Genomic DNA, 12,411 nt, shown 5'->3' with positions numbered 1-12,411 from the left:
TATGGAATTTGAAAAAACACTGATTAAACTTAATCAGCAATTTGCCAATAAGGAAGAAGCTATCCGTTACTGCGGTCAGCTTTTGACCGACGGCGGCTATGTTAATCCTGACTATATCGATGCTATGGTGCGTCGTGATCAGGAATTATCGGTCTATATGGGAAATTTCATCGCCATTCCGCACGGAACAGAGGATGCCAAAAAGGAAGTTCTCAAGTCTGGTATCACAGTCGTTCAAGTGCCCAAAGGTGTTAATTTTGGCACAGAAGATGATAAGCAGGTGGCCACAGTCTTATTTGGAATTGCTGGTATTGGTGATGAGCACTTAGAGATGATCCAAAAAATTTCCATCTTCTGCGCGGATGTTGACAATGTCGTCAAATTAGCCGATGCTCAGTCTGAGGAAGAAGTTATTCGCTTATTAAACAGTGTTGCCTAGGTAAAAGAAAAGAGGTTTATGATGAAAAAAGCAGTACATTTTGGTGCTGGCAATATTGGCCGCGGCTTTATTGGTGAAATTTTGTTTGAAAATAATTTTGATATCACCTTTGTTGATGTTAATGAAGCCATTATCAATGCTCTCAATGAGCGCCACAGTTATGAGATTGAAATTGCTGAGGATGGACAGCGCCATATCGCTGTTTCAGGCGTCAGCGGCATTAATAATGCTCAAGATCCAGAAGCTGTTGTGGCAGCTATTACACAGGCAGATATTATTACCACTGCGATTGGTCCTAATATCCTGCCCCTTATCGCTGAACTGGTAGCCAAGGGGATCGAAGCTCGCCAAGCTGCTGGTCAGCAGCAGGCTATTGATGTCTTGGCTTGTGAAAATATGATTGGCGGATCCGAGTTCCTCTGGTCCGAAGTGCAGAAGTACCTGTCTGAATCAGGCTTAGCCTATGCTAAGGAATATGTCGGCTTTCCTAATGCTGCTGTCGACCGTATTGTTCCGGCGCAAAGCCATGAGGATCCTCTCTTTGTTGTGGTTGAACCTTTCAAGGAGTGGGTTGTTGAAACAGGCCGCATGAAAAATAAGGCGTTGAAACTGGACGGTGTGCATTATGAAGAAGAATTGACACCTTTCATTGAGCGCAAGCTCTTCTCCGTCAACTCTGGTCATGCCACATCTGCCTATACAGGTGCCTTCTATGGTGCCAAAACGATCCTCGAAGCGCTTAAAAACGAAACTGTTAAAGCTAATGTCGAAGCAGTTTTGGGAGAAATCCGCAGTCTCTTGATAGCTAAATGGGGCTTTGATGAAGCAGCCTTGGTTGATTATCATAAGGTCATCATCTCTCGTTTTGAAAATCCTTATATTGTCGATGATGTGACCCGTGTTGCCCGCACACCAATTCGCAAACTAGGCTTTGATGAACGCTTTATCCGCCCTATTCGTGAATTGAAAGAGCGCGGACTTTCCTATGATAATCTTTTAAAAACCGTTGCCTTTGTCTTCAAATACAATGATCCTGAAGACCCGCAATCTGTTGAATTACAAGACCTCTTGGCTAGCAAACTGCTGACAGAGGTTATCGCCCAAGTCACAGACCTTAAAGACCAGGATCTCATTAAAGAGATTGAAGCCACAGTTACTTCGATCTAGAGACAGATAGCAGTCATGTCAAAAGCAAGCTAAATTGGTAGCTTGCTTTTTTGTGGCGTTTTTTATAGCTCTGAAGATTAATTATTAAATTTTCTGAAATTGGTGTATAATTAAAGAAGAGCTGCTAAAATGAGTTATATTAACTTACCAGTAAGATAGAAACTTTCAATGCAGCAGCAAAATTTGCTAGAAGAAAGCCAGAGGGAATATTTGATATGTCCAATAGTTATATGGAATTTAAACAGTTACTTAAGAGATTTGTAGAACAGGCAAACAAAAAGATGAAAAGCGGAAAGGGAACCAATACAAAATTAGGAAATCATGGATTTGAAAATAATAATTACAAGAATTATCAACAAAGTGAAGAAATAACGATTGATAATGTTTTGTATAAAATTCAGATGTCTAGCTCAGGTCATTGGGGTCCTGAGAGTGGAAATGGAAGCCAAAAACTACCTTACTTTGGTTATAAGCTTGATTCGGAAAAAAATATTTGGATAAATGTACGTGCAGAGTTTCAAGACTACAAAGTAAAATCATTGAAAATTGTAAAATGGAATTCACAAGGTTTAAGTGAAGATAAAGATACAGGATATTCTTATGTTGTCGGTGAGTTAGATTTATATTCAGATTTAAAAGCAAATGAAAAATTAAAAGCATTTTATAATCAATTTGTGGGGTTTAAGAAAGATAATAATGTAGGAGAGAATATGATGGAAGAAAATAGAAAGTATTTTTTTGTCGGTACAAAATTTGGAGAAGTTGACAACCTTGAACGTTATAAGCAAGAAGGAAAATGGGAGTTGGGTTGGTATGATAATGAAGAAAACTCGCAGTATCAAAAGATGTTTAAATTGTTCAATACAATAAAACCTGGAGATATTTTATTAGCCAAGACTTCATATACCAAAAAACACGAGTTACCTTTTGAAAAAAAGAATGACAAGGCAGTTTCGGTAATGAAAATTCATGGTATGGCTACTGTTAAAAAAATTTTAGGAGATGGTCATACAGTAATCGTTGATTGGAAGGAAAATTATTCAGAGCGAGAATGGTATTTTTTCACAGGGCAAGAGACTATTTGGGTACCATCTAACATTAAAAATCGAGAAAAGGAAACATCGCAATTAATTGATTTTGCAATAAGTGAAGTAATAAAGGAACAAGATTACGATTATTTCTTAAATCATTCATATTGGAATAAATATAAAATTAAAGCAGAAGAGAATCCTAAATTGCAAAATTATAAAGACATATTAGAAATTTCCAAAAACCTCATCCTCCGCGGTGCACCGGGGACTGGGAAAACCTACCTTGCCAAGCAGATTGCTAAGGAACTGACTGGGGGAAATGATGACCAAATCGGTTTTGTTCAATTTCACCCATCCTATGATTATACGGATTTTGTGGAAGGGCTGCGTCCTGTCTCAAGTGCTGATGGTCAGATTGGTTTTGAATTGCAGGATGGCATTTTTAAAAAGTTTTGTACGAAAGCTAAAGAAGACTCAGATAAAACCTTCGTCTTCATCATTGATGAAATCAACCGTGGAGAGATTTCCAAGATTTTTGGAGAGTTATTCTTCTCCATTGATCCGAGTTACCGCGGGGAGAAGGGTGCAGTTTCAACACAATATGCTAATTTACATGAAACGGATGAGAAATTTTATATTCCTGAGAATGTCTATATCATTGGTACCATGAATGATATTGACCGGTCGGTAGATACTTTTGATTTTGCTATGCGCCGTCGTTTTAGGTTTGTTGAAATTAAGGCAGCGGATACCATGGGAATGTGGGAGAATAGTGACGAATTTGATAACGATAAAATTGAAAAAGCTAGAATTTGTTTGACAAACTTAAATAAGGCTATTTCTGACATTGAGGGTCTTAACAGTCATTACCATATTGGGCCAAGCTACTTCCTTAAACTGCCTAGTGTGAATTACGATTATGACGTTCTTTGGTTCGATTATTTGCAGCCGCTTTTAGAGGACTATCTGCGTGGTTCCTATGATGAGGTAGAAAAGCTGAAAGAACTAGAAAATGCTTACAACTTAATAGAAAAGGAAGAGTCAGATGAGACTGACGGATAATGATTCAGTAGCTAGGTCTGAATTTGAAGCTTCTTATCCTCAGCTGTCAGAAAAATTGCTGGATAGAACGTTGGAAAGTCTTTCCAAAGAGGACAATCTCTTTATTTTCCCGCATGATTTGCTGGATTCTCTCGATTTGGAAAAAGATGGCAAGGTGCTGGAGACAGTCAATGACCAGATTAAAACGCAGAACATCATCGGTTTTCTAGGCTGTGGGGAGGAGCGCTTGAGCATTCATTCTCGTTTTGCCAATGGAGATGATGATTACTTTCTGCATTACATGCTGCAAAAGGTACTGCAGCTCAATCTGACTAGTCTTGATATCGGCCTGTCTCGAGAAGAAAGCTGGTACCATCTTTTAATCTATCTTTTTCCCAAATATCTTGAGGCAGCCTTGCGTAAGGGGCTTTATAAGGAATACCAGCGCTTTTTCTACAATGACAGTCATGTCAAAGGGACAATAGAAGTTGCCCGACATATTAAGCAGAACACACCTTTTACAGGAAAAATAGCTTATTCAACTAGGGAATTTTCCTTTGATAATGTCCTCATGCAGCTGGTTAGCCACACTATTGCCTTTATTCAGCATACTGTTCCCAATGGCAGAGCGCTTTTGTCTAGCTCATCTTCAGTTAAGGAAAATATAGCTGAAATTGTACGGGTAACACCTAGTTATCGATTGTCAGATAGGACTAAGATTATCAGAGAAAATCAAAATAAACCTATCCGTCATACTTACTATCATGAGTATCGGACTTTGCAGCGGCTTTGCCTGATAATTTTGAGTCAAGAAAAGCATGGGCTGGATCAATCCAATCAAAAAATCCACGGTCTTCTCTTTGATGTTGCCTGGCTTTGGGAAGAATATCTAGCGACCTTGCTGCCTGAATTTGAACATCCTCAAAATAAGAACAGGACAGGCGGCTATTCCTTATTTCAAAATGGAAATGGAAGAATTTATCCAGACTTTCTCTCCTTATCAGGTTCACCAGTTGTTGCGGATGCTAAATATAAGCCTATGGATAATATCAATGGACGAGATTATTTGCAGGTAGTAGCCTATATGTATCGCTTTGACGCCAAAGTAGGATTTTATCTCTTTCCAGATAAGAAAAAATCAGAACCGACCGAATATCAACTCTTACAGGGCAGAAAAGAAAAACGAGAATATTCAGTAAATGTCGAAAAACTCGGCCTCGCCATTCCCCAAGGCTGCACTAGCTATCAGGATTTCATTAGCGCCATGAAGGAAGCAGAAGAGGCCTTTCGAAGTCATTTATATTGTAATCGGTAAGAAATTTTAGAATAGTCATACATTAACCTTGATGAGATTAGAGGATAGAGTAAAATCTGTTCTCTTTTTTGCTGTCCTTTAATTTTAATCCTATGTATGGGACTTTTACTCAAAAAGCTCCATAATTTTTAACAAAGGGAGTTAGCCACTAATAATCATCCCAGAGTTTGGCTAGGTTGCTAAACTATATTTTGCTGGATATCTTTTGACTGAGAGACCGATGCAAACCACTTATTGACGGGTAGTTAAATTAGTTTGGGACTTAATAGAATTGTAATTTAGCTCAATTTAAAAAATGCTATAATCAACGTGACTGCTAACTGATAAAAAAAGACATGGAGTAAGGATCAAAGATAAAAATGCTGGTAAGGCCTTTGACACTAGTAAAACAGATTAAGTTCGTCTGAAAGAATCCGTGCCAAACTGGGTGTGACCCTGAGCCAGATATGAGTTGCTGCTGGATTTGCCGTCTGTTTTTTTGTTTATATGGTTTGCTCTGTTGAAGGTGGCTTCTATTTTGCAAAAAAGAATTTAAGCGGGAAATGGGAAAGAGCCTCACCACTGTTCCTATCAAAATTGGGTAGATTTAAACTAGAGCACAAGCTTAATGGTTGACTATCTCTGGAATGATAGCGATGGCTATTACGAGCAGGAGTTGTAATTTAACAAGTACAAAGACGGGCAATACTATCTAGGGCTAAAGAGAAAGTCCTTAAGTAGGATAGAAAAATATTGTCGCAGTCTGATAGCAAAGGTCAGCAAATAGATATCCATTAAAGAGAAAGGTAGCAAGCATGGAAGAAAATAATGAATTTGAATCAGCTTTTTCGACAGGCAAGGAAAATAATTCTCCGATCTTTTCAGGCCGAGATACAAAGCCAGTGCCTGAAAAGAAAGACGCCAAAAGCTTTAAAAAAGGGCTCATACTAGCCTTTGGTGGAGTTATTGGGTTCACATTTTTAATCGTGTTAGTTGTTTTTATAATGAATAGATAGTTTTGGTCTGACTGCACAATTTCAGTATGGCCTAACTAAAGGAGCAAGAGTCTATACTTGGACTTATCAGGAACTTCAGAGTTTGAAAGGGAGTAGTTCTTATAGACAGAGGACTTCAATAAAAGGAACGGATATTGATAAGACTGTTAATCAATAGGGAAAAGAAGGTATCACATTCCCATAATAGCCTGAGCTTGAGTTACTACCCTAATCCAGACAATTTGGCTAAAACTATCTACCTGAGCTTTAATCATTAAGTAACTGGGGAAACTCCGAAAGGAAGCTGAGGGCTCTTTCTAGAAAACCAAGTATATAACCTTAAAGCTGGGATAGTAAAACGCTCAAGGAGAAGAGAGTTATCACTCTGTCATTATGAAATTGGAATATCCATACGAAAATAACTTTCCCCAGCCCGATGGTCTTGGACTAGAGTAGACGATAACCTATACAAACGGCTATGACAGCAAAGACTATTATCAAGTAACTATAAACTCTGCACAAAACAATGGCAGACAGTAGACGTTAAAGAAAAGAACTATTCTAAAGAGCAGCAGCCCCTTACCTGAGGATTTCTGGCAGTTACCCATAGTTCAAAACGAGCTTGCCCAGCTATCAGAATTAGGGTAAAATAGCTTAGTAAGTATTTTTAGAAAAGGAAAAATCTATGTCTTTACCAAATTGCCCCAAATGTAACTCGGAGTATGTTTACGAGGACGGTATCCTCTTGGTCTGTCCAGAATGTGCTTATGAGTGGGATCCGAACGCTGTTGAAGAAGAGGAAGGGCTTGTTGTTCTCGACAGCAACGGTACGCGTCTATCTGATGGCGACAGCATTACGATCGTTAAAAATCTCAAGGTCAAGGGAGCTCCAAAGGATCTCAAGCAAGGCACTCGTGTAAAAAATATCCGGCTGGTCGAAGGCGATCACAATATCGACTGTAAGATTGATGGTTTTGGAGCCATGAAGCTCAAGTCAGAGTTTGTTAAAAAAATATAAATACTCTCAAAGTTCAAGGCAAAGGCCTTGGGCTTTTTAACTGAAAAGACGAGAGCGAATTTATGTCGCTCTCGTCTTCTACTATGATTGAAAGCTGATGACAGATGCGGCCGCATCTACTTTGGCTGGGACACCCAAAGGAATGATAGCCCTAGGGGTAGCGTGCCCGACATTGACATTGTAGAGAATAGAAATATCCGTATCAATCACTTCTAGCAGGATTTGTTTATAGTCATCATAGTAGGTCTCATCCATGGGCTTACCGACAATCACACCGCTTAGGACCTCAAAAATACCAGTAGCTTTTAATGTTTCCAGCATGGTACGATAAAGGGCAGGTTCAGGTTTTTCTTCACTAGATTCCAGCAGGAGAATTTTTTCCTGCCAATCACTCAGATTAGGAAAGAGCTGATAATGCTGACAGAGGGCACTGCTGTCTTCATAACGCGATGAATCAAAAATTTGATAGAGGGATTCCAAACATCCGCCTAGGATGGCTCCTTCAAATTGGGGATTTCCCTTCAATAACTCAAAACCTTCATTTTTATGCATAATTCGACTGGTTCCTAAGGCTTTGGGACTAAAATCTGTCCGCTCCTCATACCAAGTAGCACTGGGTCTGATTTCTGAGATACGACCTGTCTCGATCAGCTCTTTAAAGTAATGAAAGGAGTAGGGCAGCATCTCGTGGTCCAATTCGCAGATATCTGGCAAAAAAGCCTGACCGTAGAAAGTTTTGAGTCCCAGCTTATGCAACATCAAGTGATTCATGGTGGTGTCGGAAAAGCCTAAAAAGATTTTCTGCTGGAGCACTTGCTGCAGTTCGTTATGGTCAAATAAATAAGGCAGGAGACGGTGGGTATCATCACCGCCAATAGCGCATAAAATCATATCAATGGCGGGGTCTTTAAAAGCAGTGAGCAGATCTTGAGCTCTAGCTTGAGGATTCTCCCGTAGATAGTCAATACCTTTGAGAGCATGGTCTAAAAACACGACCTCCAGCCCCAGCTGCTCCAAGCGTTTGACTCCTAAGTCCGCTTCAAACTTAATAAAGTCCTCTCCGAGGATACCGCTGGACAGACTGACAATCCCAATTCTTTTTAACATAAAGGGCGCCTCCTTTTTTTGAAAATTACCAGCATTATAGCATACTAAACCTTGCTAGGAAAGGATGAAAATGGCTGTGGATGTGTTTTGCCGATAAGTGATTTTGGAAATTCCAAAGAGAAGCAGATAAATGTATTTTTTTCACTTTTAGATGAATAAAAATAAATTAAGCTTTCAAACTGTCTGAAAATTTGGTATAATAAGGCATATCTTCACGTTAGGAGCCAGCTATGTCGTATGTATTAGAAATTCTTCCTGCACTCTTGAATGGAGCCCTCGTCACCTTACAGGTTTTCTGTATCGTTATCGTCTTATCCATTCCCTTAGGGATAGTCCTTGCCTTCTTGATGCAGATAAAGTTCAAGCCCTTAAACTGGCTTCTAACACTCTATGTCTGGGTTATGCGCGGGACTCCGCTTCTCTTGCAGCTCATCTTTTTCTATTATGTTCTGCCAAGTGTTGGCATTGTCTTTGATCGGCTGCCGGCCGCTATTCTGGCTTTCACCCTCAACTATGCGGCCTATTTTGCGGAAATTTTCCGCGGCGGTATTGCTGCCATCCCTAAAGGGCAGTACGAAGCAGCCAAGGTCTTGAAATTCACCCAGTTACAAACCATTCGCTATATTATCTTGCCGCAAGTGGTTAAAATTGTTCTGCCGAGCGTCTTTAATGAAGTCATCAATTTGGTTAAGGATTCCTCACTGGTCTATGTACTGGGAGTCGGCGATCTTCTCTTGGAGAGCCGAACAGCTTCCAATCGTGACGCCAGTCTGGCCCCTATGTTTGTTGCTGGTGCCATCTATCTGCTCTTAGTAGGCGTGGTGACTCTAGCTTCTAAACGTATTGAAAAGAAATTTAATTTTTATAAGTAGGAGGGGTCTATGTTATTAGAATTAAAAAATATTTCCAAGCAGTTCGGCCACAAGCAGATTTTTAAAGCGTTTAATCTTAATGTTGAGGAAGGAAAGATTCTAGCCATTGTCGGTCCTTCCGGCGGCGGAAAAACGACCCTTCTGAGGATGCTGGCCGGCCTAGAAACAATCGATTCTGGTCAAGTCATTTATCAGGGCGCAGAGGTTCCCTTGAATCACTTAGAATCCGAAAACATTTTGGGGTTTGTATTCCAAGATTTTCAGCTTTTTCCTCATTTGACAGTACTGGAAAACCTGACCCTCTCTCCAACCAAAACGATGGGGGTTACTAAGGAAGAGGCATTGAAAAAAGCCAAGGATTTACTGGCCAAATTAGGCCTTGAAGAGCACGGACAGGCCTATCCTTTTTCTCTTTCCGGCGGTCAGAAACAGCGGGTCGCTTTTGCGCGTGCTATGATGATTGATCCCAAAATCATTGGCTATGATGAGCCAACTTCGGCCTTAGATCCCGCTTTGCGCCAGGAGGTTGAAAAGTTGATTTTGCAAAACCGTGAAATGGGCATTACCCAGATTGTTATTACGCATGATATGGATTTTGCCAAAAATGTTGCGGACGATATTTTGACGATTAACCCTAAATAGATAAAGGATAGACGATGAAAAAACTAATAAGAAGTCTCTCCATGGGATTGATGCTCCTTCTGGCAGCCTTGGTCTTAGTAGCCTGCAGCTCTCGGTCTAACTTCGCGACCGAGACGGATCAGTGGTCAACCTACAGTAAGGAAAAAACGATTAAAATTGGTTTTGATGCTACCTTTGTACCCATGGGCTTTGAAGAAAAAAATGGTAAGTACACCGGTTTCGATGTGGACTTAGCCAATGCTGTGTTTAAAAAGTATGGTATCAAGGTAGAGTGGCAGGCTATCGACTGGGACATGAAAGAAACCGAGCTCAAGAATGGGACCATCGATCTGATTTGGAACGGTTATTCTGTGACCGATGAGCGCAAGAAAGAACTTACCTTCACCGATCCTTACATGGTTAACCAGCAGGTGGTCGTGACCAAGAAGTCCTCCAATATTTCCAGCATCGATATGATGTCTGGAAAGAGATTAGGAGCCCAAGCTGGCTCCTCAGGCTATGATGCCTTTGAAAGTCAGCCTAACCTGCTCAAGAATAAGGTCAAGGATAAGAAGGCAATCCAATATTCGACCTTTACTCAGGCTCTGATTGACCTGAAGGCGGGCCGAATTGACGGCCTCTTGATCGACCGTGTTTATGCCAATTATTACCTCGAACAAGAAGGAGAGCTGGACAGCTACAATATTATACCAGCTGGCTATGAAGCTGAGAGCTTTGCTGTCGGCGCCCGTAAGTCTGATAAGACCTTGGTGAAAAAAATCAACCAAGCCTTCAAAGAACTTTACCAAGACGGCCAATTCCAGAAGATTTCCAAGAACTGGTTTGGTGAAGATGTGGCAACCAAGCAAGTTAAGAATACAAATTAGAGAGTGGGACAGACAGCCATGATGGCTTAGCCTTCGCCCACAAAATATTGTAATCTCCGGAGGTTACGGATAAAAAAGATTTTCATTTTAGAAATTCTTTATCATCAACTCCGATTTCACAAAACATAAAATATCAAACGAACAATGATGAATTTCAGATGATTAAAATTCTATCGTTGTTCGTTTTTTGACAGGACAGCTGACTTTTATTTCATGTTTCTTTCGTACCAATAGACAGAGCCTAACAGAAAAGAGAGTGGCTAGAAATCGTCATAAAATGGTGATTTCTAGCCACTCTCTCACATTTTAAGGTTCAGGCCTTTGCCACTTTCCTATTCTTAGGCGGCAGGCCTTGGCAGTTTATCTCCAGACTGCTTAAGAAGGTGCCTGAAAATGGGATTGCACTACAAGATGATAACCAACCAGCAGTGGTTCATTGGTGCTAAAGTACCTAATGAACTGTGCAGGGGAAAGACTTCTTGGCAGAGCCAACAAGCCTTTATCCCAACCACTGCACCTAGCAAATATAATTGACTAAATAAACAAGGCTGAGAACTTTTGTCTCAGCCTCTAACCACTGTGCCAAACTGCTTATCCAAAGCTGATAGGAGGAAGAACTTTTGTCCTATCCTCTTATGCTCTCTGTTCTGGGGTGATTTGGTGAAATACTAGTTTCCAAGTTTCATGGCGTCGCCAGATGCTGACATGCTGCTGATTTTCCAGACGATAGGTAATCAGCTTAGTCTTCTGACTGATAGAGGTCATTTTGAAGTACTGAAAATTGCTGGAGTAGTAGGGGGCCAGCTCAAGAAAACGATGCTGAGTCAAGACCTGACCATGCTCATTGACTAGCATAAAATCCTCGGCAATATAAGTCTCATAGTCAGGGATCTTGGCTAAAACTAGCTTTTCAAATTTGTAGAGCTTATTGTAAACATTATCGGAAATTTCATCCTCAGGAATGGGAGCCGGCTCGACGTGGATGTCCACATCGTAGACTTGAAAGTCATCGTGGAGCAGCTGCTCCACTTGTTCGGTAATGGCATGGCTTTCATAGACAGACAGGTCGGGATTCATTTCTAGAACGAGATCGAGGAAGATATTAGAACCATAGGTTCGGCCACGCTGAGACTTGACGGCTGTAATCTTGGGAATTTGTAGGATGGCCTTTTCATACTCAGCCAGTTGTTTATCGTCAAATCCGTCTGATAAGCTAAAGGTTGCCTGAATAAAAATGTCGTAAGCCGTCTTGAGAATGAAGCAGCAGATAATGACGGCAGCAATCCGATCAATGATGGCTAAGTTCATAGAACTAGCAACGATAGCAACCGAAGTTCCCAGCGAAGTCACCGCATCTGACAGATTATCCTTGGAGGCCGCCAGAAGCGCTGATGACTTAACCTTCTTAGAGAGATGGCGGTTGTAGAAGTAGACACCGTACATGACCAAAGCTGAAATCAGACCGACCGAGGCACCCAGAGGGTCAATGGCCGTTTGACTATTACTGAGGAGCTTTTTAATGGTTTCCATGAGGACCTGAAAACCAACCAGAAACATGATAAAAGAGGTCAAGAGACTGGCAAGATCCTCAATCTTCCAGTGGCCAAAGCGGTGGTCCTCATCGGCCGGTCGACTAGCCAAATAGAGGCCAACTAAAAGGATAAGATTACTCATGATATCCGATAGATTATTAAACCCATCGGCTGTCAGCGATGAGGAATGGAGTATGTAGCCAGAGAGGAGTTTGCCTAGAGCGAGGACCAGATAGGCAAAAATAGAGACAATGGGCCCCCGTCTAGCAAATTTAATCGATTCTTCCGCAGTCACCATAGGTCCTCCTAAATAATTATAATGGCTTTATTATAGCAGAATTGCTGGCGTCAAGCCAATCAAGTTACTGTCAAAAAATCCCCTAGATTTGCCTAAGGGATATCTTTTT

Annotated in this window: 11 protein-coding genes; 9 read left to right on the top strand and 2 right to left on the bottom strand. The window is 40.8% G+C overall.

Annotated elements, in window-relative coordinates; translation table 11 throughout:
* The first annotated feature begins 1 nt into the window (after position 1).
* The 6 genes from STRCR_RS08915 to STRCR_RS08890 all read left to right on the top strand — a co-directional run bounded on the left by STRCR_RS08915 (position 2) and on the right by STRCR_RS08890 (position 6,985).
* The gene (locus tag STRCR_RS08915; RefSeq protein WP_004225935.1) at positions 2-439 is read left to right on the top strand and encodes a PTS mannitol transporter subunit IIA; all 438 of its coding nucleotides are present in this window, start codon (positions 2-4) and stop codon (positions 437-439) included.
* A gap of 21 nt (positions 440-460) precedes the next feature.
* Positions 461-1,606, top strand: a complete 1,146-nt coding sequence (locus STRCR_RS08910) for a mannitol-1-phosphate 5-dehydrogenase (protein ID WP_040804616.1) — start codon at positions 461-463, stop codon at positions 1,604-1,606.
* Positions 1,607-2,316: 710 nt separating this feature from the next.
* The gene (locus tag STRCR_RS08905; RefSeq protein ID WP_040805038.1) at positions 2,317-3,699 is read left to right on the top strand and encodes an McrB family protein; all 1,383 of its coding nucleotides are present in this window, start codon (positions 2,317-2,319) and stop codon (positions 3,697-3,699) included.
* A complete protein-coding gene (locus tag STRCR_RS08900) occupies positions 3,683-4,993 on the top strand; it encodes a 5-methylcytosine restriction system specificity protein McrC (protein ID WP_004227141.1) in 1,311 nt (436 codons plus the stop codon). The genes STRCR_RS08905 and STRCR_RS08900 overlap by 17 nt, the downstream gene beginning before the upstream one ends.
* A 794-nt stretch (positions 4,994-5,787) precedes the next feature.
* Positions 5,788-5,988, top strand: coding sequence for a hypothetical protein (locus STRCR_RS08895; protein WP_004226016.1), 201 nt, complete (start codon positions 5,788-5,790; stop codon positions 5,986-5,988).
* 664 nt (positions 5,989-6,652) lie between these two features.
* On the top strand, positions 6,653-6,985 hold the full coding sequence (locus STRCR_RS08890) for a zinc ribbon domain-containing protein YjdM (RefSeq protein WP_004229989.1): 333 nt from the start codon (positions 6,653-6,655) through the stop codon (positions 6,983-6,985).
* A gap of 81 nt (positions 6,986-7,066) precedes the next feature.
* Here STRCR_RS08890 and STRCR_RS08885 read toward each other — a convergent pair whose 3' ends face one another.
* Positions 7,067-8,092 (bottom strand): S66 family peptidase, encoded by a 1,026-nt coding sequence (locus STRCR_RS08885; RefSeq protein ID WP_004230090.1) that lies wholly within the window; start codon positions 8,090-8,092, stop codon positions 7,067-7,069.
* A gap of 230 nt (positions 8,093-8,322) precedes the next feature.
* Here STRCR_RS08885 and STRCR_RS08880 point away from each other — a divergent pair, with 230 nt between their 5' ends.
* The 3 genes from STRCR_RS08880 to STRCR_RS08870 are packed head-to-tail and all read left to right on the top strand — an operon-like array spanning position 8,323 to position 10,472.
* Positions 8,323-8,964, top strand: coding sequence for an amino acid ABC transporter permease (locus tag STRCR_RS08880; RefSeq protein WP_004228788.1), 642 nt, complete (start codon positions 8,323-8,325; stop codon positions 8,962-8,964).
* Between the two features lie 9 nt (positions 8,965-8,973).
* Complete coding sequence (locus STRCR_RS08875) at positions 8,974-9,606, top strand: amino acid ABC transporter ATP-binding protein (RefSeq protein WP_004228737.1); 633 nt, start codon at positions 8,974-8,976, stop codon at positions 9,604-9,606.
* 14 nt (positions 9,607-9,620) lie between these two features.
* A complete protein-coding gene (locus STRCR_RS08870; protein ID WP_040804614.1) occupies positions 9,621-10,472 on the top strand; it encodes an amino acid ABC transporter substrate-binding protein in 852 nt (283 codons plus the stop codon).
* Between the two features lie 633 nt (positions 10,473-11,105).
* Here STRCR_RS08870 and STRCR_RS08865 read toward each other — a convergent pair.
* Positions 11,106-12,302 (bottom strand): cation diffusion facilitator family transporter, encoded by a 1,197-nt coding sequence (locus STRCR_RS08865; protein WP_004229890.1) that lies wholly within the window; start codon positions 12,300-12,302, stop codon positions 11,106-11,108.
* Positions 12,303-12,411: the final 109 nt, after the last annotated feature.

Source organism: Streptococcus criceti HS-6, from assembly GCF_000187975.2.
GTDB lineage: Bacteria > Bacillota > Bacilli > Lactobacillales > Streptococcaceae > Streptococcus > Streptococcus criceti.
This window is presented reverse-complemented; position numbering and strand designations above follow the sequence as displayed.